Source organism: Marisediminicola antarctica (genome assembly GCF_009930795.1).
Classification (GTDB): Bacteria; Actinomycetota; Actinomycetes; order Actinomycetales; family Microbacteriaceae; genus Marisediminicola; species Marisediminicola antarctica.
In genome coordinates, this window is record NZ_CP017146.1 from 1033812 (window position 1) to 1058567 (window position 24756).

Genomic DNA, 24756 nt, shown 5'->3' on the forward strand with positions numbered 1-24756 from the left:
GGGATTCGCCCGGGAATCCGGCATCCGGCTCCCACCACTGCAGTTGACACAGGCCCAGTCTCCTGAATGATGAGAGCGGTGCAGAGGCCTACCGAGGCTGATTCGCCCCGGAAACCGGTCCCTCTCCTGAATGATGAAAGCAGTGGGGGTGACATCTGGGTCTCGCTCAGGCGGCGGCGAGGCGGCGGACCGCCTCGGCCAGCACCTCCGGCGAGCAGGCGAGGTTGATGCGCGCGAAGCCAGCGCCCTGACGGCCGAAGGTGTGCCCCGCGTTGAGCGCGACCCGCCCGGACTCGAGGGCGCGGATGCTCGGATCGTCACCCCAGCCCAACGGCCGGAAGTCAAGCCAGCCGAGGTAGCTCGCCGCCGGCCGTCGGAAGACCACGCCGGGCAGGTGCCGGGCAATCAGCTCGTGCATCAGATCAGCACTGGTCTCAATGGCATTCACCGCAGCATCCAGCCACGGCCCGCCCTGCTCGAACGCGGCGACCGACGCATGCAGCCCGAGCTGGCTCGTTCGGAAATTGACCTCGTAGGGCATCGAGTCGAGGGTCGCCATGCCCCGGTCGCTCGCGGCGAGAATGATCGCGCACTTCGTGCCGGCGATGTTCCAGCCCTTGCTCGCCGACGTGACACACACGCCTCGGTCGCGCGCGGCATCCGACACGGAGAGGAACGGATGGAACCGGATGCCGGAGTGCACCAGCGGCGCGTGGATCTCGTCACTCACGACCGTTGCGTCGTATCGGTCCGCAAGCTCGGCGAGGGCCTCGAGGGATGCGCGGGAGTGCACGAGCCCGAGCGGGTTGTGCGGGTTGCAGAGGAGGAGCGCGCGGGCGCCGGCGGCGAAGGCCGCCTCGATGCCGTCGAGGTCGAGCGAGTGCGCGGCGCCGTCGTCGACGAGGGGCACCTCGACAACCGTGCCGCCCGCCTCGGGCACGAGGTCGAAGAACGGCGGGTACACGGGCGGGGTGATGATCACGCCGTCCCCCGGGTCGAGCACCCGGCGCAGCGTCTCGACGATCGCGACGCTGACATCCGTCGTCGTGCGCACCCGTGCCGGATCGACCTGCCAGCCCCAGGCGCGCGCGGCGAACCCGGCGAAGGCGGCGCCGAGCGGCGCCGGCGACCCGACATAGCCGGTGTCGGAGGCGAGCACCCGGGCGATGATCGCCTCGGAGATGGGCGCGGCGATCGGGAAGTCCATCTCGGCGACGAATAGGGGGAGCACGTCGCCGGGGAAGGTGGTCCACTTCGCGCTCGTTCGTGCGCGGAGTGCCTCGAGCGGGTCGCAGGTCAGGTCAGTCATCTCCCCAGCTTGCCGGATCGGCCTGGCCCCGGTGGACGAACGCCGGCCCCGGTGGACGAACGCCGGTCCCGGTCGCCAACCATCCGGATGCGGGAGCCAAACGCGAGGGCAACTAGGCTGGGCGCGTGACTGACGTAGAAATCGGCCGTGCCAAGCGCGCCCGCCGGGTGTTCGCCTTTGACGACATCGCCATCGTGCCGAGCCGCCGCACCAGAGACCCCCAGGACGTGTCGGTGGGGTGGTCGATCGACGCCTACCAGTTCGAGATCCCGTTCCTCGCGGCCCCGATGGACTCGGTCGTGTCGCCCGCGACCGCCATCCGGATGGGACAGCTCGGTGGCCTCGGCGTGCTCGACCTCGAGGGGGTCTGGACGAGGTACGAGAACCCGGAGCCGCTGCTCGAGGAGATCCGCACTCTCGATGCCGCCGCCGCGACCGCGCGCATGCAGGCCATCTACTCGGAGCCGATCAAGCCTGAGCTGGTGACCGCGCGGCTCGCCGAGATCCGCGCCGCCGGCGTTACCGTCGCCGCCGCGCTGTCGCCGCAGCGCACCCAGGAGCTCTACGGAACCGTCGTCGCGGCCGGCGTTGACCTCTTCGTCATCCGCGGCACCACCGTCAGTGCCGAGCATGTTTCGAAGACCCATGAGCCGCTCAACCTCAAGGAGTTCATCTACGAGCTCGACGTGCCTGTGATCGTCGGCGGCGCCGCCGGGTACACCCCGGCGCTGCACCTCATGCGCACCGGTGCAGCCGGGGTGCTTGTCGGCTTCGGCGGGGGAGCGGCGTCCACGACACGCAAGTCCCTCGGCATCCACGCTCCCATGGCGACCGCCGTCGCAGACGTCGCCGGCGCGCGCCGCGACTACATGGACGAGTCGGGCGGCCGGTACGTGCACGTTATCGCCGACGGCGGGCTGGGCACCTCCGGCGATATCGCCAAGGCTTTCTCGGTCGGGGCGGATGCCGTCATGCTCGGGTCTGCGCTGGCCCGCGCCACGGATGCCCCCGGCGGCGGCTGGCACTGGGGTGCCGAAGCGCACCACGGCGAACTGCCGCGCGGTCACCGCGTGTCGGTCGGCTCGGTCGCTCCTCTCGAGAAGATCCTTTTCGGCCCGTCCACAGTTGCAGATGGCACTATGAACCTCGTCGGCGCACTTCGTCGTTCGATGGCGACCACCGGTTATTCCGATCTCAAGGAGTTCCAGCGCGTCGAGGTCGTTGTCGCACCGTATAGCGCCAGATAGGTTGGAAGTGAGCCCCGGCAACGCACGCCGGGCGTCAAGCACCGGGAGGCAGCAGTGAGCACGCTCAAGACGGTTACCCGATCATCGAAACTCGGCCCGGAGGAACGCGACGCCGCGATCACCGCGCTGAAAGAGAAAGAACTCGACATCCTCGTCGTCGGCGGCGGGATCGTCGGCACCGGAAGCGCACTCGACGCGGCGACTCGCGGCCTGCGGGTCGGGATGGTCGAGGCGCGGGACTGGTCGAGCGGCACCTCCAGCCGGTCCTCTAAGCTCGTGCACGGTGGCATCCGGTATCTCGAGCAGCTCGACTTTCGCCTTGTGCGCGAGGCGCTCAAGGAACGCGGCCTGCTGCTGCAGCGGCTCGCTCCGCATCTCGTCAAGCCCGTGCGGTTCCTGTACCCGCTCCAGAAGCGCGTCATCGAACGCGTCTACGTCGGTGCCGGGATGCTGCTCTACGACATCTTCAGCTACACCGGCGGCCGCCCGCCCGGTGTGCCGCACCACCGTCACCTGAGCAAGCGCCAGGTCATGCGCATGGCGCCGAGCCTCGCGAATGACGCGCTCATCGGCGGCATCACCTACTACGACGCGCAGGTCGACGACGCGCGCTACGTCTCGGTGCTCGCGCGCACCGCCTCGTTCTACGGTGCACACGTCGCCTCCCGTGTGCGCGTCGAGGGGTTCATCAAGGTCGGCCAGCGCGTCGTTGGTGTGCACGCCCACGACCTCGAGACCGGCGAGAAGTTCGACATCCGCGCGAAGCAGGTCGTCAACGCGACCGGCGTGTGGACAGACGACACCCAGGCCATGGTCGGCGAGCGAGGCCAATTCAAGGTGCGCGCCTCGAAGGGCGTCCACCTCGTCGTGCCGCGTGACCGCTTCCAGTCCAAGCTCGGGCTGCTGCTGCGCACCGAGAAGAGCGTGCTGTTCGTCATCCCGTGGGGCCGGCACTGGCTGATCGGCACGACCGACACCGACTGGAACCTCGACAAGGCGCATCCGGCCGCGACCGCCGCCGACATCGACTACATTCTCGAGCACGTCAACTCGGTGCTCGCGGTCCCGCTCACCCGCGACGATGTCGAGGGCGTCTTCGCCGGGCTGCGACCGCTTCTCGCAGGCGAGTCCGACCAGACGTCGAAGCTCTCCCGCGAGCACATCGTCGCCCACTCTGTTCCCGGCCTCGTCGTCGTCGCCGGCGGCAAGTGGACGACCTACCGGATCATGGCGAAGGATGCGATCGACGAGGCCGTCGCCGCGCTCGATGCCAACGTGCCGGCGAGCGCGACGGAGGAGATCGCCCTGCTCGGCGCTGAGGGCTACCAGGCCGCGTGGAACAAGCGAGCCAAGATCGGGAGGGCTTTCGGCATGCACAAAGTGCGGATCGAGCACCTCCTCAACCGTTACGGAACGATGACGGACGAGTTGCTCGACCTCATCCGCGACGACCCCTCGCTCGGCGAGGCGCTGCCGGGCGCCGACGACTATATCGGTGCCGAGGTCGTCTACGCCGCCTCACACGAGGGAGCACTCCACCTCGAAGACGTGCTCGCCCGTCGCACCCGCGTCTCGATCGAGGCCTGGGATCGCGGCGTCTCCGCCGCGCCCGTGGCTGCGGCACTGATGGCGCGCGTGCACGGCTGGGATCAGGAACGCGTCGACATGGAAGTGAGCAACTACCTCAACCGTGTCGCCGCAGAACGCGAAAGCCAGACCATGCCCGACGACGCATCGGCAGACCGGGTGCGGCTCGAGGCGCCAGACATCGTCAACGCGAAGTAGCGGCCGGGGCCCGTCCAGACAGCGCCGGGTAGACTCGACGGGTACCCAACCACCCCGCGAGGAGCCCTGCCAGATGGTCGATGTTCGACGGGTGACGGGTTCGGCCGGGTTGGCAAGCTCGTTGGGCTTCACACGATCCCGATCGACGTGACCATGTGGAGTGTCGCCCGCCGTCCCAAGTGGATCGCCCTGCTCGTGCTCGCCCTCGTCGTGGCCGCGGCCTTCGCCGCGCTCGGGCAGTGGCAGCTCTCCCGCAGCATCGAGTCCGGGCAGGTCGTCGAGAGGGAGTCTGAGAAGGTTCTGCCACTATCCGACGTTGCGGAGCCGCAGCAGCCCACAACCCAGCGCGCCAACGGCCAACTCGTCGAGGTGAGCGGCGAGGTCATCGAGGAGGATTTCTCCGTGATCAGCAACCGGGTCAACGGCGACGAGACGGGATTCTGGGTGGTCGGGCACCTCGTCACCGACGACGCAGCATCCGTCGCCATCGCCCTCGGCTGGGCGCCGACCGAGGCGGCAGCGGGCGCGGCCCTTCGCTCCCTCGCGGGCGGTCCCACGACCGTGACGGGCCGTTACCTGCTGGGGGAGGCGCCACAGGAGGCCGACTTCGAGGACGGCGAGCGGAGCGCCCTCGCCCCCTCCGCGCTGATCAACGAGTGGGACGGCTTCGAGGGCAGCGCCTACGGCGGGTACATCGTGCAGGACTCGGCTCCGGGCGCCCTCGAGACCATCGATTCGCCCACCCCCATCGAGACGGTCACCCTCAACTGGCTCAACATCTTCTACGCGGCCGAGTGGGTCGTCTTCGCCGGATTCGCGGTGTTCATGTGGTACCGGCTGGTGCGGGATGCCTGGGAGCGCGAGATAGAGGAGGCGGCGCTCGAGACGGCGCCCGCCAGTGAATCCGACCCGCGCGTGCAGAAGTAAACTAAGGCAATGCCTCTCTCGCCCAAAACATCCGATCTGCCACGGATTCGCGGGGCACTGAAGTTCTACCGCGTCATCGCGTACGCCACCGGCGCCCTGCTGCTGCTGCTCGTGTTCGAGGTGGTGTTCAAGTACACGCCCCTCCAGCTCGAAATGGAACTGGGCGGACCGAACGGGTTCTTCGCGCTTGTCCCCGTCGACACGGTGACCGCGTTCAACCTGAGCACGGCGATCCTCATCGCGCACGGCTGGCTCTACGTCGTGTATCTCTTCGCCGACTTCCGGCTGTGGAGCATCATGCGCTGGCCGTTCTCCCGCTTCCTCGCGATCGCCGCAGGCGGTGTCGTGCCGTTCCTGTCGTTCATCGTCGAGCACTTCATCACCCGTCGCACCCGCATCGAAATCACCGAACTCGAAGAACGCGCCGGGCGCGTGGAGGCAAACAATTGAGCGAGACCCAGCAGCGACCCGTCCTCGTGGTCGACTTCGGCGCCCAGTACGCGCAGCTCATCGCGCGGCGTGTGCGCGAGGCGAGCGTCTACAGCGAGATCGTGCCGCACACGATCACCGCTGCTGAGGTCGCGGCGAAGAACCCGGTCGGCATCGTGCTCAGCGGGGGACCGTCGAGCGTGTACGAGGAGAATTCCCCGACGCTGGATGCCGGAATCCTCACCCTCGGGATCCCGGTGCTCGGAATCTGCTACGGCTTCCAGGTCATGGCGCAGCAGCTCGGCGGTGAGGTCAGCAACACCGGCCTGCGCGAATACGGCGCGACCGCGGTGACCCTCACCGGCGACGACAGCAGCCTGCTCGGCGGCCAGCCCGCCGCGCAAACTACCTGGATGAGCCACGGCGACTCGGTGTCGAAGGCGCCGGCCGGCTTCGACGTGCTCGCCTCCAGTGCATCCACCCCCGTCGCGGCCTTCGCCAGCGACGAGCGCAAGCTCTACGGCGTGCAGTGGCACCCCGAGGTGGGGCACTCCGAGTTCGGCCAGAATGTGCTCGAGAACTTCCTGCACACCGCCGCGGGCATCCCGGCCGACTGGAACAGCGGCAGCGTCATCGCCGAGCAGGTCGCCCGCATCCGCGCGCAGGTGGGCACCGCCCGGGTCATCTGCGGCCTGTCGGGCGGGGTCGACTCCGCCGTCGCCGCCGCGATCGTGCACGAGGCCGTCGGCGACCAGCTCGTCTGCATCTTCGTCGACCACGGGCTGCTCCGGCAGGATGAGCGCCGCCAGGTCGAGGAGGACTACGTCGCCTCCACCGGTGTTCGCCTCGTGACGGTGGATGCCGTCGAACAGTTCATGGACGCACTCGCGGGGGTCAGCGACCCCGAGCAGAAGCGCAAGATCATCGGCCGCGAATTCATCCGCAGCTTCGAGGGCGCGGCCGCGGCGCTCGCGCTCGAGGCCGCGGCTGGCGGCGAAGAGATCAAGTTCCTCGTTCAGGGCACCCTCTACCCCGACGTCGTCGAGAGCGGCGGCGGCACCGGCACCGCCAACATCAAGAGCCACCACAACGTCGGTGGACTGCCGGAGGACCTCAAGTTCAAGCTTGTCGAGCCGCTGCGCGCCCTGTTCAAGGATGAGGTACGGGCGATCGGCCGCGAGCTCGGTCTGCCCGAGGTCATCGTCGGCCGCCAGCCGTTCCCCGGCCCCGGCCTCGGCATCCGCATCGTCGGCGAGGTCACCCTCGAGCGCCTCGAGCTGCTGCGCAAGGCTGACGCGATCGCCCGCGCTGAGCTCACTGCGGCCGGCCTCGACGGAGAGATCTGGCAGTGCCCCGTCGTGCTCCTCGCCGACGTGCGCTCGGTCGGGGTGCAGGGCGATGGCCGCACCTACGGGCATCCGATCGTGCTGCGCCCGGTGTCGTCGGAAGACGCCATGACGGCGGACTGGACCCGCCTGCCCTACGACGTGCTCGCGCGCATCTCGAACCGGATCACGAACGAGGTGGCCGGGGTGAACCGCGTGGTGCTCGACGTCACGTCGAAGCCGCCGGGCACGATCGAATGGGAGTAGCAGTCGGGTCGACGCGCTAGACCGGTACCGGCGGAGCTACCCGTTGTGTGCGGATGCTCGCAGGAATACCTTGAGCGCATGACCCAATCTCAGCGATACCGAATCCGCTTCCTGTCGCGCCTCGGCGCCGTCTCGCTCCTCTCCCTCGGCCTGGTCGTGGCCGCATCCGTCGCACCCGCCACAGCCTCCCCGGGAGCGACCCCCAACGGTTCCGCCGGCGGCTCGTACGTGGCGATCGGCGACTCGTTTACCTCCGGCCAGGGAGCGGCGCCGTGGCTGGCGGGGCCCTGCTTCCAGAGCGTGTCCTCGAGCTACCCGGCGATCACCGCGGGGTCGAGCAGCTATCGCGAGGCCCTGAACTTCGCCTGCTTCGGCGCGAACACGACCGCCACGATTGCGCAGCTCGCGTCCATCGACGGCCGCACCAAGCTGAAGGCGTCACTCGTGACCATCACGGTGGGCGGCATCGACGCCGGCTCCAACCAGGTACTCCAGGCCTGCGCGCCCGATCCGGCATCGGCCCTGTGCGCGTTCGCGGTCGGCACGGCGACCGCGAACCTGCCGAGCGTCGGCCCGGACCTCGTCTCCACCTATAGCGCCGTCGCTGCCGCGTTCCCGAAGGCGCGCATCGTCGTCCTCAACTACCCAAGGCTGTTCGACCCGAGCTTCCCGAGCGCGATCGGCCCCATCGCGAATGGGGCCACCGACGCTCTGAACTCGGTCATCGCCGGGGCTGTCGCCGCAACGGGTAACCCGCGGGTGTCGCTCACTGACGTCACGGACGAGTTCGCCGGGCACGGCATCGGCTCGACCCAGTCGTACATCAGCTTCGACCCGATCAACCCGTTCGACCCGGCTGGCTTCCACCCGAATGCGCTCGGTAACACCGCCGGGTACTCCGCGGCGTTGCGCACCGATGGCGCCGTTCGCGGGCGCTGACCCCACCACACAAAAAAGGGCCGCCCCTCGGGGCGGCCCTTTCGTGTGATCTGGTGCTAGTCGCCGCGCAGGATCGCGAGCAGGCGCAGGATCTCCATGTACAGCCAGACGACGGTGAGAACGATGCCGAACGCCGCCCTCCACGCGAAGTTGCGGGGGGCTCCGTTGCGCACGCCCTGCTGTACACCGTCAAAGTCGAGCACGAGCGAGTAGGCGGCGAGGAGAATCACGAAAACGCCGAGGACGGCGCCGAGCGGGATTCCGCCGAGGATCGGGATCTCATAGCTGCGCATGCCGAACGGCTGGTCGGTGACGCCGAAGATCATCATGCCGAAGTTGATCAGCGAGAACGCCGCGTAGCCGACCATCGCGATGAGGAAGATCTTCGTCGCCTTCTTCGAGGCGCGGATCTTGCCACTCGCGAACAGCGCGAGCGTGACGCCGACGACCGTGAAGGTCGCGAGCACCGCCTGCACGGCGATTCCCGAGTATTCCGGCTGCGACTCGAAGAACATCGTGAGGGCGCCGACGAACACGCCCTGCACGGCGGAGTAGCTCAGCACGAGCGCGGCAGACGGCTTCTTCTTGAAGATGTTGACGAGGGCCAGCACGAATCCGGCGATGGCCGCCGGGATCATCAGCACCGGGATCACCCAGCCGACGGCCGCACCCACCAGAAGGAACCCGAACGCGACGACCGTCTTGACGATCGTGTCTTCGTAGGTCATCCGCTCGGTGTCGACCGCGGTGGCGGAGGGCCGACCGTAGAGATCGTCGAGCTGCCCGGAGCTGAGGTTCTGGTTCTGGGAGAGCTGGATGCCCTTAGTTGCGCCGGCGGAGAACGCCGCCGTGTTCTTGAAGGCTGGATTTGATGTGGCCATCGATTCCTCTTTCGCTGTGAGTGGGGGAGACCCATCGTCTGCACATATTTTACGGGATGTTTGTTCGGATTCCGTGTGTGAGGATTCGGCGCTGAGCGAACGGCGCCTCCGCGATCATCCGAGCCAGCCAGGCCGAGCCCACGAGCACGGCGCCCAGCACCGCGCCCACCAGCACGCCATGGCCGTATTGCGGGAAGAGCTGGGCAAGTCCGTAGGCTGCGGCCACCGGCGCGACGAGCACGACGAAGCTCACCAGCGGACGCATCCGCACGATCAGCCAGCCGCCGAGCGCAAGTGCGAGGAGCCCCCCGGACTGGGCGCCGCCGATCAGCGCGACGACGCCGAACAGGGCGGGGCCGGCGACCAGGGCGCGTCGCCAGCCTGGGGCGGGCACGATGATCCAGCCGGCGACGGTCGCCGCCGCACCGGCAAGAGTGAACCCAAGGGTGTAGGCGGAGGAGAACTGCACTAGGACGCCGCCCGCGAAGAGCAGGCCGACCGCGAGAAGGTAGCGCCCGCGGTAGCTACCGAATCGCAGCGGGATCGTGAGCGCTGGCTCCTGCGCCGCCGTGGAGGGCACGCTATCCCTGCCCGCTCAGCACGGCGATCATGTAGATGATGAGCGCGAAGCCGGCGATGCCGAGCGCGATTCCGAGCAGGAGGGGAATGTCGACGCGGCGCGGCCGAAACCTCGGCCGGATGTGACGGGCCGCTGGGTCGTCCTCGTCTTCGTTCGGGATCTCCACCTGCACGAAGGTGCGGATCGCGGCCGGGATCGGCGGGCGAGACGGCTCAGGCTCAGGCTCAGGCTCCGGCTCCCAGTTCGGGCCGTCGTCGATCGGGGGTGAGATGTCTGGCTCGCCGCCAGGATGCGAAAACGGCTGTTCGGCGTCGAGCTCGGCATCCGGCCCACGCGCGGGTTCTGCCGCGGGTTCGCTGATCGGCGCCCTCGAGACGGGTGTGCCGCAGAAGATGCAGAACTTCCACCTGTCTTCGAGCGCACCCCCACAATTCACGCAAACGCCCATGACGTGCAGGTTATCAACCCTTTGCGTGCCCATACGCTGGTGGGGTGAACCTTCTCGGACCCGACGCGCCCATCGTGATTGCCCACCGCGGGGCCAGCGGCTACCACCCGGAGCACACCCACTCGGCCTACCGGGTGGCAATCGAGCACGGCGCCGACGCTGTCGAGCCCGATCTGGTGGCCTCCCGAGACGGAGTGCTCGTGATCCGGCACGAGAACGAGATGTCGAAGTCGACGGATGTCGCGGAGCGGCCGGAGTTCGCCGACCGCCGCACCACAAAGAGCATCGACGGCGTCTCGCGCACGGGATGGTTCACCGAGGACTTCACCTGGGCCGAGCTCAGTACGCTGCGCGCGACCGAGCCGTTGCCCGGCATCCGCTTCGCCAGCCTTGTGCACAGCGGAACGGAGCCGATCATCCGGCTCGAGGACCTGCTCGCTCTGCTCGACGAGCAGGAGCGACAGGTTGGCGCCGTGCTCGAGATCAAGCACGCGAGTTACTTCGCCGGCATCGGTCTGCCCCTGGACGTGCTGTTGGCCGGTGCGCTCGAGACTGCCGGATGGACGGGCGACCCGCGCCTGACGATCGAGAGTTTCGAGCTCACCTTCTTCGACAAGCTCCGGGAGCGCGGGGTCGCTGGACGCTTCATCTACCTCATCGAACCGAAGGGCGTGCCGTTCGACCGGCCGCACGCGAGTTACGCGTCAGCGCTGACCGACGAGGGACTCCGCGAGCTGCGGGGGCACGTCCACGGGATCAGCGTGAGCAAGAAGCTTCTCCTGCAACAGGGCGGGGACGGTGTGGTGAGCTCGACCGACCTGGTCGAGCGGGCGCACGCCGCAGGACTGCTCATCTACGGGTGGACGCTGCGCGCGGAGAACAAATTCCTGACGGGAGGGCATCAAGGCGGTGGGGCCGCGTCGGACCACGGCGACTGGCCGACCGAGTTCGGCCTGATCCTGGCATCCGGAATCGACGGGGTCTTCTCCGACCACCCCGACCTCGCCCTCGAGGTGCGTAGGAACCTGGCCACCCCAGCCTGACCCACCATTACTTTCATCATTCAGGAGTTACCGGGCCGACACGATGTCGCGGTGCCCGCACTGGCCTGAATTTGCAGGGTTCTGGGGCTGCAGGCGCGACCAATACGGGCGGTTTGCTCCCCAGAGTCCTGAATGATGGAGCCGGTCGCTGCCGCTGAGTACGGGGTGAGCGGCGGGGCAGGGTGTCGGAGGCCACGCCTAGACTTGACCGGTCATGACGTTCATCCTCGACCCCGCCCAGCCCTCCAGCGGACAGTCCCGCCTGCTCGAGGGACTCAACCCGGCGCAGCGCGTCGCCGTCGAGTACCGCGGCCCCGCCCTCCTCATCGTCGCGGGGGCAGGCTCGGGCAAAACAAGCGTGCTGACCCGGCGCATCGCCGGTCTGCTCGAGTCCAGCGAGGCGTGGCCCAGCCAGATCCTCGCGATCACCTTCACGAACAAGGCCGCGGCCGAGATGCGCGAGCGTGTGCAAGAACTCGTCGGCCGAGGCGCCGAGGGAATGTGGATCTCGACCTTCCACTCGGCGTGCGTGCGCATCCTCCGACGCGAGGCCGAACATTTCGGCTTCACCAAGAAGTTCACGATCTACGACTCCGCCGACAGCCGCGCACTGCTCAAGCGGATCATCAAGGAGCTCAACGCCGACACGTTCGGCTTCACGGTGAGTTCGGCATCCGGTCGCATCTCCAAGCTCAAGAACGAGCTGCAGGATGTGGAATCCTACGCCCGCGGCGCCAACTTCAATGACCCGACCGAGGCAATGTTCCTCGAGATCTTCCGTGCCTACACGCGCGGCCTCTCGAGCGCGAACGCGTTCGACTTCGACGACCTCATCGGGCAGACCGTGTACCTGTTCCGCGCCTTCCCCCAGGTTGCGGCGCTCTACCAGCGGCGCTTCCGGCACATCCTCGTCGATGAGTACCAAGACACCAACCACGCCCAGTACGCCCTCATCCGCGAGCTGACCCGGGCGCCGCGCACCGACCTGCTCGCCGGCGCGACGGGGTTCGACGGACGGGAGCTGCGCGACCCGACCCGCGAGCTCGAGCCAGCCTCGCTCACGGTGGTCGGTGACTCCGACCAGTCGATCTACGCCTTCCGCGGAGCGGACATCCGCAACATCGTCGAGTTCGAGCGGGACTTCTCCGGCGCCAAGGTCGTGCTGCTCGAGCAGAACTACCGCTCGACCCAGAACATCCTCAGCGCGGCGAACGCCGTCATCTCGAACAACTTCGACCGCAAGGACAAGAAGCTGTTCACGACCGTCGGCGACGGCGAGAAGATCGTCGGGTTCACCGGGTACAGCCAGCACGACGAGGCGCAGTTCATCGCCGACGAGGTCGTGACCTTGCACGAAACGGGAGTGCAGTACCGCGACATCGCCGTCTTCTACCGCACGAACGCCCAGACGAGAGCGCTCGAGGAGGTGTTCATCCGCTCGGCGCTGCCCTATCGGGTGCTCGGCGGCACGAAGTTCTACGAGCGGGCCGAGATCAAGGACGTGATGGGCTACCTCATCGCCGTCGCGAACCCTGCCGACCCGATGGCGCTGCGACGCATCATGAACACGCCCAAGCGGGGGATCGGCCCGGCGACCGAGGCGGCGCTGCAGAGCCATGCCGATAAGTCGGAGAAGACCCTGCGCGAGGCGATGCGCGAGGCGGACCAGCTCGGCCTCGGCCCGAAGGTGACCGGCGCGATCCTGCGGCTCGGCGCGATCCTCGACGAGGTCGCGCTCACCGCCGACACCGCTCCCGTCGCCGACGTTCTCACCGCCCTGCTGACCAAGACCAAGTTCGTCGAGGCGCTGCGGGCGAGCCGCGACCCGCAGGACGAGGCACGGGCCGAGAACGTCGAGGAGCTCGTCGCGGTCACCAAGGAGTTTCAGAAGAACAACCCAGAGGGCACCCTCATCGACTTTCTCACGGAGACCTCGCTCGTCGCGGCCGCCGATGATTTGGACGACTCGAGCGGCACGGTCTCGCTCATGACCCTGCACACCGCGAAGGGACTCGAGTACGAGGCCGTGTTCCTCACGGGCGTCGAGGAAGACCTGCTTCCGCACCGGATGTCGGCGGGCGAGCCGGGCGGACCGGCGGAGGAACGCCGCCTCTTCTACGTCGGGATCACGCGCGCACGGCGCCGCCTGTACCTCTCGCTCGCGATGACGCGGGCGCAGTTCGGCGAGGTCAACGTGGCGATGCCGAGCCGGTACCTGCAGGAGATCCCGGCCGACCTGATCGACTGGCGGCAGTCGCCCGGCATGGCGAACAGCCGTGGGGGAACCCAGCCGCGCGCCATCAACGCGAACCGGGCGGGCTTCGGTGCCGCCCCGGCGCTCGGCGGAGGCTCGGACTACTCCCTCGACGCCGGAGCGCCCGGCGCGACGGCGCTGGCACGCGCGGCCCACAACGCCGCGCGGCCCAAGACGGAGTGGACGAGCGGGGTGACGAACACCGTTCGGGACAACGGCGACCTCACCCTGAAGCCCGGCGACCGCATCCGGCATCTCGACTTCGGCGAGGGCCGGGTCAGCGCGGTGAGCGGCAGCGGCACCAAGAGCATCGCCGAGGTGCAGTTCGAGACTGCGGGTCGCAAGCGCCTGCTCATCAAGATCAGCCCGATCGAGAAGATCTGACCTCACCGCGTCGTATACACCAGCACTGGGGGTATGGCTCGGGTGCTCGACTGCGGGCGGACCGCGTACAGTTGGCCGAAGTTGAGTTGGCTGGGGGGGCTGGTAATGCAAGATCCGTATCGGGTTGTGGTGGTCGAGGATGACCTCGACGTGGCGATGTACACCAAGACGGTGCTGGAGAAGCGGGCCGGATGCATCGTCGTCGCGGTCTCGGATCCCTCGAAGGTGCTCGAGGCGGTCGCCGATTTCAAGCCCGACGTCGTGATTACCGATATTGAGATGCCGGGTGCGTCTGGGCTGGACCTCATCAGCCAGATCCGCGAGCTGCAGCCGGGCACTCCGGTGATCGTCATGACCGCCCACGTCTCAATCGATTACGCCGTCACGGCACTGCGAAACCAGGCGAGTGAGTTCCTCACGAAGCCTGTGTCGTCCGCGGACCTCGTTGCACACGTCACGAGGCTCGGCGAGGAGTCCAGGGCGCCCCGCGCCAGCACCGCCCGCCAGATCGTTCTCGCGATCGGCGCGCATCCCGACGACGTCGAGATCGCCGTCGGCGGAATCCTCGCTGCGCATCGCGCGGCTGGCGACGAGGTCACCGTGCTGACCCTGTCGAAGGGAACCCGGCAGGGCGGCATCCGCGTCGCCTGGAAAGAGGGGTCCGCGGCGGCGGCGACCATCGGCGCGCGGCTCATCCTCGAGGACAATCCCGAGGCCGAAATCGGCACGCCAGAGCTCACGGTCGCGACGATCAAGCGGGTGGTCGACGAGGTGAAACCGACCATCGTGTACATGCACAGCACGAACGATCGTCACCAGTCGCATCGCGCTGTGCACGACGCCGGGGTGGTCTCGACCGAGCAGGTGCGAATGATCGCCTGCTACCAGGGTTCATCGGCAACCGTCGACTTCCACCCCAATCGTTTCGTGACGATCGACGGCTTCACCGATGCGAAGCTCGCGATGCTCGCGTGCTTCGCGGTGCATGACGACCGCCCCGCGTACCTCGATCCGGACCTCGCCCTCGCGACCGCGCGCTACTGGTCCAGGTACGGCCACGGCACGAGCTGCGAGCCGCTCGAGGTGTTGCGCGAGTCCTTGGCAGTCTCCTAGTGGAGGCAGCCCAAACCCAGAGAGTGAATGTTCTGGTCGTCGATGACAGCGCCGACCAGCGCCACCTCCTGCGCCGCTACTTCGAGCTCGCTGGCTGCGATGTCGTCGTTGCTGACTCAGCGGAGTCGGCGATCACGGCCTACGAGCGGCTGACGCCGGACCTCGCCGTCGTCGACCTCATCCTGCCCGGCATGGACGGGTGGGCGCTCACCGCGCGCATCCAGGCCGATCGTCCGGAGTGTGCTGTCGCCATCACCTCGGTGCTGGATGCCGGGGACTACCCCAAGGCTGTCGCGGCGCTCCCCAAGCCCGTGTCTCGCGCGAGCGTGCGCGAGTTGCTCGCGAACACTGCGTCGAAGTGGGCCGTCCTGTGAGCGCCGCAGCCCACAGGGCGAGCGTGCTCGTCGCGGATGACGACGCCGATATTCGCGTTCTCGTCGGAATCGCCGTGCGCAAGTCCGGTTTGGAACTCATCGGCGCCGCGATCGACGGCACCGAAGCATGGGAGCTCGTGCGTGAGTTGAAGCCCGATCTCCTCGTGACCGATGTCTCGATGCCCGGCCTCACCGGCCTCGAGCTGTGCAGCCTCATCCGTGATGACGACGAGCTCTCCGGCACGAGGGTCGTGCTGTTGTCCGCGGCGGTCGACGAGGCAGCCCATGCCGCCGGCCGGGATGCGGGAGCCGTGGACTACCTCATCAAACCGTTCAGCCCACGCGAACTGGCCGAGCGACTCGTTGAGCTGACTCAATCGTCGACGGCCAGAAAGTGACGCTGACGGCCGCAGTCAATCGCCTCGCGACACCGAACCCCTCGCCACTGCTGAAGCAGGCTCCGATGACGATCCTGTTCGGCGCTGCCGTCGTGATCGTGGCCGTGAACCCGGGCTCGGTCACGAGCGTCGCCTCAGTCGTCGCCGCGACGGTCGCCGTGGTGGTCGCGACAGTGCTCGCCGGTGTGCTCACGGCCATCTCAACCATTGCGAAGTTCGCGTTGCTCGTGCCCGCGCTCGACCTCGTCGCGATCGGCTTCCTGCGCTTCGGCACGGGGGAGGGGCTTTCGAACTTTTCGGCGCTGATCATCCTGCCGATCATTTGGTTTGCCGCAGAGGAGGGCCGGGAGCACATCTGGTTCGCCTTCATCGGCACCGCGATCGTGCTGATCTTCCCGTCGGTCGCCGGGCTGAGCGACAGCTCGGCGCTGTCGGTGCTGTTGCGGGCGGCCTTCTCTGCTGCGGTGTTCACGATTGCGGCAGCGGTGATCAATGAGCTGTCCCGGCAGGCGAGGCTGCGGCTTTCGTCGGTGCGGCGCCTCGCCGAGGAGCGCAGGAGCGCACTCGAGTCGAACGAGCGGAGGACGAACCAGCTTGCCGAAAGCGAGGCGAGCCTCCGGCAGGCCCAGCGGATGTTCCGCGGGCTGTGGGGCGCCGTCACGGAGCAGGCGGTCATCGGCACCGACCTCACCGGCATGATCGACGCCTGGAATCCGGGAGCGGCGCTGATGCTCCGCATCGGCGCCGATCGGGTCGAGGACAAGCGCCACGTCGACGAATTCCACCTCGCCCACGAGCTTGAAGACCGCGCACGCGAACTGAACTATCCCGCCGGTGCGACCGTGCTCAACCCGGGCTTCTCGGCGCTGGTCGAGGAGGCAAGGCTCGGTAGCGCCGAGGTGCGCGAGTGGACCTACCGCCGCGCCGACGGCACCGAGCTCCCGGTCGAGCTGAGCGTCACCGCGCGGCTCGACGACGACGGTGAGACGGTGGGATACCTGTTCGTCGCGCACGACCGCACGAAAGCGCACGAGGTCGCCAAGCTCAAGGACGATTTCGTCGGTCTCATCTCCCACGAGCTGCGCACTCCGCTGAGCTCGATCCTCGGCTACCTCGAGCTGATGCGCGACGATGATGACGAGGAGCTCACCGACACGCAACTGCAGTACCTCGGCGTCGCCGAGCGCAATGCGAACCGCCTGCTGGTGCTCATCGGCGACCTCCTGTTCACGGCGCAGGTCGAGTCGGGCAAGTTCAATCTCGAGCAGCACGTGCAATCGATGTCGCCGATCGTGTCGGCGGCGGTGGACTCGGCGCGGCCCGCCGCCGTGCGCGCCGGCGTCACGCTCGTCGTCGAGATCGTCGATGGCGGCATGGTGCGCGGCGATTCGGTGAGGCTCGGCCAGGCCTGCGACAACCTCATCTCGAACGCGATCAAGTTCACCCCCGCCGGAGGCACCGTGACCGTCTCGCTGCACGGCGAGGCGCACAAGGTCATCGTCACCGTCAGCGACACCGGCATGGGCATCCCCGAATCCGAAATCGACCAGCTGTTCTCCCGCTTCTTCCGCGCCTCGACCGCGACCCGCAATGCCGTGCCCGGCGTGGGACTCGGACTCACGATCACCAAGGCGATCGTGACCGCCCACGGTGGCCAGATGAGCGTGCGGAGCGAAGAGGGTGTCGGCACGAACTTCAGCATGACGCTGCCGCTCGAGCAGCCTGCCCGGGTCCGCTCAGCCGATCTCGCGCAGTAGTGCGTTCTTCGGCCACCGGCGCAGCCGGCTCGGCAGCACGCGGTTGACCGCGCGGATTGCCGCAATTGCGAGCTCGAAGCGCCGCTCCCGACGCGGACCCCACGCGAAGCGAAACTGTGTGCGGATGCTGGCGGGCAGCAGCCCCGCCGTCACCAGTCGCGCAAGGGGCATTGCCAGGCGAAGCCAGAGGGGCCCGGTTCGCGGGTAGAGTAGCGCCTCGGCGACACCGCGGGTCGTGGCGTCGACGCGTAGACCGGATAGCTGTGATCGCCAATACTCAGAGAACGCGGCACGGTCGACAGGCCACAGCTCCGGCGGAACCTGCAGCGACGTTCCGATGGCCGCGTAGTCGGCGTAGACCCGGTCGAGGTCGGCGTCGGACAGTGTTCCAATCAGTCGCTCGTGCACAAGCATGGCGGTGTCGTAGAGGGTTGCGGCGACCCAGAGCTGCAACGCGGCATCCGTCGCGTCATAGGGCGGCGCGGCGCCGGGTGACGACTTCACCGGCGCGTGCCGGCGATTGACCCGCTCCCGCACCGCGGCCACCTGGGCGGGGGATCCGTCGACGATGGCGTACACGTAGCCGAGCGTGTGACGAAGGCGATCGATGGGACCATCGGCGAAATTGCTGTGCCGGGCAATTGCGTGCCCGATCGCGGGGTTGGCCAGCTGAAGCAGGATCGCGCGCCCCCCGCCCGCGATCAGCACGGCTTCGGCTCCGATGTCGGCGAGCCCTCGCTCCTCTCGCTCCGCTTGCATGGCTGACACGGTAGCCGATGCCGCTGTGTGCCGCGTGGCGGCAAAAACCAAGGGGGTCGCGGCGAGGAGAGTAGAGTTCCAAGGGCCCAAGTATCTCGACGTCAAGGTATTGCGACGTCCGGACGGTGGCACATTCGTTATTACCGACCCGCGGATTGGACAAACAGCGTGGATCTTTTCGAGTACCAGGCCAGGGACGTATTCGAGTCCTATGGCGTTCCCGTGCTGGCAGGCATCATTGCCGACAGCCCCGAAGAAGTACGTGCGGCGGCCGACAAGCTCGGTGGCACCGTCGTCGTCAAGGCGCAGGTGAAGGTAGGCGGGCGCGGCAAGGCCGGCGGCGTCAAGGTCGCCCACAACCCGCAGGATGCCGAAGAAGCGTCCAAGGCGATCTTCGGGCTCGACATCAAGGGCCACGTCGTGCATCGCGTGATGGTCGCCGCCGGAGCACGCATCGCGCAGGAGTTCTACTTCTCGGTGCTGCTCGACCGGGCGAACCGCTCGTTCCTGTCGCTCGCAAGCTACGAGGGCGGTGTCGAGATCGAGATCCTCGCGGTCGAGCGCCCCGAGGCCCTCGCCAAGGTCGAGGTCGACCCCATCGCGGGCATCGACCTCGCGAAGGCGACCGAGATCGCGACAGCGGCGAGCTTCCCGGCAGAGCTGGTGCCGAAGATCGCCCCCGTCATCGTGAAGCTCTACGAGGTCTTCGTCGGCGAGGACGCCACGCTCGTCGAGGTCAACCCGCTCGTGCTCACCGAGGAGGGCGACATCGTCGCGCTCGACGGCAAGGTCACCCTCGACGAGAACGCCGAGTTCCGCCACGAAGGCCACTCGGCGCTAGTCGACACCGCATCCGAGGACCCGCTGGAGGCGAAGGCCAAGAAGGCGAACCTCAACTATGTGAAGCTCGACGGTGAGGTCGGTATCATCGGCAACGGCGCAGGACTGGTCATGTCGACCCTCGACGTCGTGAGCTACGCCGGCGAGAAGCACGGCCACGTCAAGCCGGCCAACTTCCTCGATATCGGCGGCGGAGCATCCGCCGAGGTCATGGCCGCGGGCCTCGACGTCATCCTCGGTGATGAGCAGGTTAAGAGCGTCTTCGTCAACGTCTTCGGCGGGATCACCTCGTGTGACGCCGTCGCGAACGGAATCGTCGGCGCCCTCGCCGTACTCGGCGACGCGGCCACCAAGCCGCTCGTCGTGCGCCTCGACGGCAACAACGTCGTCGAAGGCCGCCAGATCCTCGCTGACGCCGGGCACCCGCTCGTGACCGTCGTGGACACCATGGACGAAGCTGCCGACAAGGCCGCCGAGCTCGCTTACGCCGCTCGCTGAGCGCAGCCGTCGAACCGAAGGAATAGGGAACAGCATGTCGATTTTTCTCGACGAGAACTCCAAGATCATCGTTCAGGGCCTCACCGGCTCGGAGGGCACCAAGCACGCCGGACGGATGCTCGAATCCGGCTCCAACATCGTCGGCGGGGTGAACCCGCGCAAGGCGGGCACCACGGTGTCGATCGGCGGGCACGAGCTGCCCATCTTCGGCTCCGTCGCCGAGGCGATGGCCTCGACCGGCGCGAACGTGTCGGTCATTTTCGTGCCGCCGGCCTTCGCGAAGGGCGCCGTCATCGAGGCGGTCGACGCGAGAATCGAGCTCGCGATCGTCATCACCGAGGGCATCCCGATCCACGACTCTGCTGAGTTCTGGGCGCACGCCAAGGCGAACGGCAACACCACCCGCATCATCGGGCCGAACTGCCCCGGCATCATCAGCCCCGGAAAATCCAACGCGGGCATTATCCCGTCGACGATCACCGGACCGGGCCCGATCGGACTCGTCTCCAAGTCGGGCACCCTGACGTACCAGATGATGTTCGAGCTGCGCGACCTCGGCTTCTCGACCGGCATCGGGATCGGCGGAGACCCGATCATCGGCACCACTCACATCGACGCCCTCGCGGCGTTCGAGGCCGACCCCGACACCAAGGCGATCGTCATGATCGGCGAGATCGGTGGCGACGCCGAGGAGCGTGCGGCGGAGTTCATCCAGGCCAACGTGACCAAGCCTGTCGTCGCCTACGTCGCCGGCTTCACCGCGCCGGAGGGCAAGACCATGGGGCATGCCGGGGCGATCGTCTCCGACGGTGCCGGCACGGCGCAGGGCAAGAAGGAGGCCCTCGAGGCTGCCGGAGTGCGCGTCGGAAAGACGCCCTCTGAGACCGCATCGATCATGCGTGAGGTCTTCGCGAGCCTGTAGCAGCGCAGCAGTACACGGAGGGGTCGGCGTCACGCCGGCCCCTTCTTGCGTTGCGGGGGGCTGTCGCTGTGTAGCCCGCGGGATGCGCTGGCGCTGGGCTCTGCTTGCGCTCTCTGTTCCGCGAGCTGCCTGCTTATGTCGCCTTATGTGCCGTGGACCCGACAAATGTGGGCGATTCGCGGGTGGGGGGCGGTGTGGCGGGCGTGAGCTGCCCGCTTATGTTGCCTTATGTGCCGTGGACCCGACACAAGTGGGCGGCTCGCTCAAGGTGGATCGTGAGCTGGGTGAGCTGGGTGAGCTGGGTGAGCTGGGTGAGCTGGGTGAGCTGGGTGAGCTGGGTGCGATGGGTGCGATGGGTGAGCTGGGTGCGCTGGGCGCGCTGGGCGGAATTGTGCCGATTCCGAGCGAGCCGACCCGGAGTCGGCGCATTGCAAGGGTAGGGTCGCAGGCGATGAATCGTCCGCTCACCGCCCTGTTCGCCGCCCTCGAGGCGCTGCTCGTCGTCGGTGTCGGCATCGGGATCCCGCTCGTGCCCCTCACTCTCATGTGGGCGTTCCAATACGGGCTGCAGATCGACTACGTCGTCTTCTGGCGCGGCGCGGTCGATGTCTGGCTGCTCGGCCACGGCGCTGACATTGCCTTTGTGCTCGATCCGCTCATCGCCGCCTCCACCGGCTTACCCGGGGCCGGCGAGGAAATCGTGCTCACCATCGCGCCGCTCGGCTTCGCCCTGATCACCCTGCTGCTCGCTGTACGGGCCGGACGCCGAATCGGCGAGACCGAGCACCGCCACGTCGGACACATCGTTGCGATCCTCGCGTTCGCCGTGTTGAGCCTCGGGGTCACCCTCACCGCGCTGCACCCGGCTGCGACCCCGTCGATCACGCAGGGAGCTGTCTTCCCCACGCTCGTCTTCGCCCTCGGAATCGCCGTCGGATCCGAGGTGAGCCGCCGCCGCGACCGCCCCTCTGCGACACGTGTGACGCCCCCGCGCGTTCTGGCCTGGATCGACGAACGGCAGGGGCGGCTCAGGCCTGCCGTCATGCTCGCCCTGACCGGGGGAGCCGCGGCATCCGGCATCATCATGGCCGCGTCGGCCTTGGCGGTCGCCGCCCTCGTCGCGGTCAACTACGGGCAGATCATCGCCCTCTTCGAGGGCGTGCAGTCCGGGGTGCTCGGCGGCGCTGCCCTCACCGTCGCCCAGCTTGCCCTTCTTCCCAACCTCGTCATCTGGGCGGCCAGCTGGTTCATCGGCCCCGGATTCGCTATCGGCACAGGCTCGACGGTGAGTCCACTCGGAACCGTACTCGGCCCGGTGCCCGCGGTTCCGGTGCTCGGCGCGCTCCCCACCGGAGAAATCGCCTACGGTTTCGTCGGCCTCCTCGTTCCCGTTCTCGCCGGATTCCTCGCGGCCATCGCGCTCCGCCCGCGCCTTGTGCGCGCGGGCCTCAGCTCGCACGTCTGGCTCATCGGCACAGGCCTCGGCATGGGCATCGCGGGCGGCGCCCTGCTCGGAGCGCTCGCGTGGGTATCGGCGGGCGCAGCGGGCCCCGGCCGGCCCGCGGATGTCGGCGCGTCGTGGCTTCAGGTCGGCGGGTTCGCCGCCCTCGAGATCGGGGTGCCAGCCGCGATCGCGCTGCTCGTGGGCAGCCTGCGGGGAGGCGATGTGGCTGCGCGGCCACCGCGCTGGAGCGACTGGCCGGAGGACAAGGACAGCGTGCGTCCGGATGCCGGAGATCCTGACCCGGCCGAGCGGGACTCGGCCGCGTCAGAGGCTGCCGGCCCGGATGCCGCCCAGACGCCAGAGCCGCACTCCCCGCTGCACGACTCCGCCGAGGAGAAACCCGATGCAGCCGGCCCCGACCCAGCCGGTCCGAAGCCCGCCGCAGTCGAGCCGGACGCGGTCACCGAGGAGATCGCGATCGTGCGGCCGACCCCCTAGCGACACATGTATTCGACAGCCGGTACAGGCCGCACCCGCCGGTGTCGATAGGCTGGGAGCGTGCTGTCACTGGTTGTTCTGATCTCCGGCGCGGGATCCAACCTCCGCTCCCTCCTCGAAGCGGCCGAAGATGCCGAGTACCCGGCCCGGGTCCTGGCGATCGGAGCCGACCGCCTGGCCGACGGTCTCGAGCATGCCGAGGTGTTCGGAATTCCATCGTTCACCGTGCCCTTCACGAGCTATTCGGACCGCGACGCGTGGGGCGATGAGCTGCTCGAGCAGGTGCAGTTCTGGAACCCCGACCTCGTGATCCTTAGCGGGTTCATGCGTCTGCTCCCGCCCCGCGTCGTCGCGGCGTTCGCGCCCCGGCTGATCAACACGCATCCGGCCTACCTCCCGGAGTTCCCGGGTGCGCACGGCGTGCGTGACGCCATCGCGGCCGGTGTCGCCGAGACCGGCGCGAGCGTCATCGTCGTCGACAACGGCGTCGACAGCGGGCCGATCATCGCGCAGCGGCGCGTTCCGATCGTGCCGGACGACACCGAACAGACTCTCCACGACCGCATCAAACTCGTTGAACGCGAGCTGCTCGTGCAGGCCGTGCTGGACATCGCCAACGGAACCGTCAACCTCGAGGAGCTATCCCACTCATGAGTGCCCCCAGCCACGCCCCGTCCGACTACCGGGAACGCGACGCGATCCCGATCACCCGCGCGCTCATCTCGGTGAGCGACAAGACCGGCTTGCTCGAGCTCGCCGCCGCCCTCGCCGCCGCCGGTGTCGAAATCGTGTCGACGGGGTCGACCGCGAAGACGATCGCGGATGCCGGACACCCGGTCACCGAGGTCGGCCAGGTTACAGGGTTCCCCGAGTCCCTCGACGGGCGGGTGAAGACGCTGCACCCCTCGATCCACGCCGGAATCCTCGCCGACCTGCGTCTCGCGAGCCACGAGGCGGAGCTCGCCGAGCTCGGCATCCATCCGTTCGAGCTCGTCGTCGTCAACCTCTACCCGTTCGTGGAGACAGTTGCCTCCGGCGTCACGGGCGATGCCGCGGTCGAGCAGATCGACATCGGCGGCCCCGCGATGGTGCGCGCCTCGGCGAAGAACCACGCCAACGTCGCGATCGCGGTCTCGCCTGCGGGCTACCCGCAGATCATCAAGGCCGTGACTCTCGGTGGCACGACCCTCGCGCAGCGCCAGCGTCTCGCCGGCGAGGCATTCGCCCACACCTCCGCCTACGACACCGCGGTTTCCGAGTTCTTCGCCGCGAACATCGGCATCCGTGCGGCGCACCCCGTGACGGACGCCGCGTTCCCCGCATCCGTCTCGGCGACCTACGAACTGAAGCAGGTGCTGCGCTACGGCGAGAACGCGCACCAGGCCGCCGCGCTGTACACGCGGGAGTGGCCCGGCGTCGCCCAGGCGACCCAGCTGCAGGGTAAGGAGATGTCGTACAACAACTACGTCGACGCCGACGGGGCGGTGCGCGCCGCGTACGACTTCTCGGAGCCGGCCGTCGCGATCATCAAGCACGCCCAGCCGTGCGGGATCGCTGTTGCGGGCGGCTCGAGCGGCTCGATCGCCGCCGCGCACATCCGCGCCCACGAGTGCGACCCGGTCTCGGCGTTCGGCGGCGTCATCGCGGCCAACCGCATCGTGACGCTCGCGATGGCGGAGCAGGTGCGCGACATCTTCACCGAGGTCGTCATCGCGCCCGGCTTCGAGCCGGCCGCCCTCGAGGTGCTCGCGTCGAAGAAGAACCTCCGGCTGCTGCAGCTGCCCGACGGCTACCGTCGCGACGAGCGGGAGTTCCGCCAGATCTCCGGCGGGCTGCTCGTGCAGGACCCCGACGTCTTCGACGACTTCTCGTCCGCCGGCTGGCAACTCGTCGCTGGCGCCGAGGCGGATGCCGCCACCCGTGCCGACCTCGAGTTCGCCTGGCGGGCGGTGCGCGCCGTCAAGTCGAACGCGATCCTGCTCGCCACCGGCGGCGCATCGGTCGGGGTCGGTATGGGACAGGTCAATCGGGTCGACTCCTGCCAGCTTGCCGTGCGCCGCGCGGGCGCGCGCGCGGTGGGCAGCGTCGCGGCATCCGACGCATTCTTCCCCTTCGCCGATGGACTCGAGATCCTGCTCGAGGCCGGGGTGAAGGCGATAGCGCAGCCCGGCGGCTCGGTGCGCGACGAGGAGGTCATCGACGCCGCGAAGAAGGCCGGCGTGACCATGTACTCCACGGGAGAGCGCCACTTCTACCACTAGAGGTTCTCGGCCCGGTGGCGATCTGGTGTCGTGGTCAGGCGGTCCGGTGGGAGCTGACGCTTCTGGTTTCGGCT

Annotated in this window: 22 protein-coding genes; 17 read left to right on the top strand and 5 right to left on the bottom strand. The window is 68.2% G+C overall.

The window, feature by feature from the left end:
• Positions 1 to 166: 166 nt before the first annotated feature.
• Positions 167 to 1309: a MalY/PatB family protein gene (locus tag BHD05_RS04940; protein ID WP_161885449.1), complete on the bottom strand. Its 1143-nt coding sequence runs from the start codon at positions 1307 to 1309 to the stop codon at positions 167 to 169.
• Positions 1310 to 1434: 125 nt separating this feature from the next.
• Between BHD05_RS04940 and BHD05_RS04945 the strand changes: the two genes are divergently transcribed.
• The 6 genes from BHD05_RS04945 to BHD05_RS04970 all read left to right on the top strand — a co-directional run bounded on the left by BHD05_RS04945 (position 1435) and on the right by BHD05_RS04970 (position 8228).
• Entirely contained in the window at positions 1435 to 2556 is a 1122-nt protein-coding gene (locus tag BHD05_RS04945) for a GuaB3 family IMP dehydrogenase-related protein (RefSeq protein ID WP_161885450.1), read from the top strand.
• A 54-nt stretch (positions 2557 to 2610) separates the two neighbouring features.
• Positions 2611 to 4341, top strand: a complete 1731-nt coding sequence (locus BHD05_RS04950; protein ID WP_161885451.1) for a glycerol-3-phosphate dehydrogenase/oxidase — start codon at positions 2611 to 2613, stop codon at positions 4339 to 4341.
• A 153-nt stretch (positions 4342 to 4494) separates the two neighbouring features.
• Positions 4495 to 5268, top strand: a complete 774-nt coding sequence (locus tag BHD05_RS04955; RefSeq protein ID WP_161887353.1) for an SURF1 family protein — start codon at positions 4495 to 4497, stop codon at positions 5266 to 5268.
• Between the two features lie 9 nt (positions 5269 to 5277).
• Complete coding sequence (locus BHD05_RS04960) at positions 5278 to 5718, top strand: DUF3817 domain-containing protein (protein ID WP_161885452.1); 441 nt, start codon at positions 5278 to 5280, stop codon at positions 5716 to 5718.
• The gene (gene guaA, locus BHD05_RS04965) at positions 5715 to 7289 is read left to right on the top strand and encodes a glutamine-hydrolyzing GMP synthase (protein WP_161885453.1); all 1575 of its coding nucleotides are present in this window, start codon (positions 5715 to 5717) and stop codon (positions 7287 to 7289) included. Before BHD05_RS04960 ends, guaA begins: the two co-directional genes overlap by 4 nt.
• Positions 7290 to 7367: 78 nt before the next feature.
• On the top strand, positions 7368 to 8228 hold the full coding sequence (locus BHD05_RS04970) for an SGNH/GDSL hydrolase family protein (RefSeq protein WP_161885454.1): 861 nt from the start codon (positions 7368 to 7370) through the stop codon (positions 8226 to 8228).
• Positions 8229 to 8284: 56 nt separating this feature from the next.
• Here BHD05_RS04970 and BHD05_RS04975 read toward each other — a convergent pair whose 3' ends face one another.
• From BHD05_RS04975 to BHD05_RS04985, 3 genes are read right to left on the bottom strand one after another with little or no spacing between them, the layout of a single operon-like run.
• Positions 8285 to 9109 carry a Bax inhibitor-1/YccA family protein gene (locus BHD05_RS04975; protein WP_161885455.1) on the bottom strand — a complete coding sequence of 275 codons (825 nt, stop codon included), beginning with the start codon at positions 9107 to 9109 and terminating at the stop codon, positions 8285 to 8287.
• Positions 9110 to 9158: 49 nt separating this feature from the next.
• Positions 9159 to 9689, bottom strand: a complete 531-nt coding sequence (locus BHD05_RS04980) for a hypothetical protein (protein ID WP_161885456.1) — start codon at positions 9687 to 9689, stop codon at positions 9159 to 9161.
• A 1-nt stretch (position 9690) separates the two neighbouring features.
• Positions 9691 to 10137: a zinc ribbon domain-containing protein gene (locus BHD05_RS04985; protein WP_161885457.1), complete on the bottom strand. Its 447-nt coding sequence runs from the start codon at positions 10135 to 10137 to the stop codon at positions 9691 to 9693.
• Between the two features lie 44 nt (positions 10138 to 10181).
• Here BHD05_RS04985 and BHD05_RS04990 point away from each other — a divergent pair, with 44 nt between their 5' ends.
• From BHD05_RS04990 to BHD05_RS05015, 6 genes are all read left to right on the top strand, one after another.
• Positions 10182 to 11180 (top strand): glycerophosphodiester phosphodiesterase family protein, encoded by a 999-nt coding sequence (locus BHD05_RS04990; protein ID WP_161885458.1) that lies wholly within the window; start codon positions 10182 to 10184, stop codon positions 11178 to 11180.
• A 214-nt stretch (positions 11181 to 11394) separates the two neighbouring features.
• Positions 11395 to 13818, top strand: coding sequence for an ATP-dependent helicase (locus BHD05_RS04995; RefSeq protein WP_161885459.1), 2424 nt, complete (start codon positions 11395 to 11397; stop codon positions 13816 to 13818).
• 105 nt (positions 13819 to 13923) lie between these two features.
• Positions 13924 to 14931 (top strand): response regulator, encoded by a 1008-nt coding sequence (locus tag BHD05_RS05000; RefSeq protein WP_161885460.1) that lies wholly within the window; start codon positions 13924 to 13926, stop codon positions 14929 to 14931.
• Between the two features lie 23 nt (positions 14932 to 14954).
• Positions 14955 to 15305: a response regulator gene (locus BHD05_RS05005; RefSeq protein WP_161885461.1), complete on the top strand. Its 351-nt coding sequence runs from the start codon at positions 14955 to 14957 to the stop codon at positions 15303 to 15305.
• A complete protein-coding gene (locus tag BHD05_RS05010) occupies positions 15302 to 15703 on the top strand; it encodes a response regulator (RefSeq protein WP_161885462.1) in 402 nt (133 codons plus the stop codon). The genes BHD05_RS05005 and BHD05_RS05010 overlap by 4 nt, the downstream gene beginning before the upstream one ends.
• A gap of 65 nt (positions 15704 to 15768) precedes the next feature.
• Positions 15769 to 17460 (top strand): sensor histidine kinase, encoded by a 1692-nt coding sequence (locus BHD05_RS05015; protein WP_236966651.1) that lies wholly within the window; start codon positions 15769 to 15771, stop codon positions 17458 to 17460.
• On the opposite strand, the gene BHD05_RS05020 is transcribed toward BHD05_RS05015, so the two are convergent.
• Entirely contained in the window at positions 17440 to 18219 is a 780-nt protein-coding gene (locus tag BHD05_RS05020; RefSeq protein WP_161885464.1) for an oxygenase MpaB family protein, read from the bottom strand. The two genes, BHD05_RS05015 and BHD05_RS05020, sit on opposite strands and share 21 nt — an antisense overlap.
• Before the next feature lie 168 nt (positions 18220 to 18387).
• Here BHD05_RS05020 and sucC point away from each other — a divergent pair, with 168 nt between their 5' ends.
• The 5 genes from sucC (at position 18388) to purH (ending at position 24682) form a co-directional block, all read left to right on the top strand.
• On the top strand, positions 18388 to 19557 hold the full coding sequence (sucC, locus tag BHD05_RS05025; RefSeq protein ID WP_161885465.1) for an ADP-forming succinate--CoA ligase subunit beta: 1170 nt from the start codon (positions 18388 to 18390) through the stop codon (positions 19555 to 19557).
• Positions 19558 to 19591: 34 nt separating this feature from the next.
• On the top strand, positions 19592 to 20479 hold the full coding sequence (sucD, locus tag BHD05_RS05030; protein WP_161885466.1) for a succinate--CoA ligase subunit alpha: 888 nt from the start codon (positions 19592 to 19594) through the stop codon (positions 20477 to 20479).
• 235 nt (positions 20480 to 20714) lie between these two features.
• Entirely contained in the window at positions 20715 to 22421 is a 1707-nt protein-coding gene (locus BHD05_RS05035) for a cell division protein PerM (RefSeq protein ID WP_202614296.1), read from the top strand.
• 60 nt (positions 22422 to 22481) lie between these two features.
• Positions 22482 to 23075, top strand: a complete 594-nt coding sequence (gene purN, locus BHD05_RS05040; RefSeq protein WP_161885467.1) for a phosphoribosylglycinamide formyltransferase — start codon at positions 22482 to 22484, stop codon at positions 23073 to 23075.
• A complete protein-coding gene (gene purH / locus BHD05_RS05045) occupies positions 23072 to 24682 on the top strand; it encodes a bifunctional phosphoribosylaminoimidazolecarboxamide formyltransferase/IMP cyclohydrolase (protein ID WP_161885468.1) in 1611 nt (536 codons plus the stop codon). Before purN ends, purH begins: the two co-directional genes overlap by 4 nt.
• The last annotated feature ends 74 nt before the right edge of the window (positions 24683 to 24756 follow it).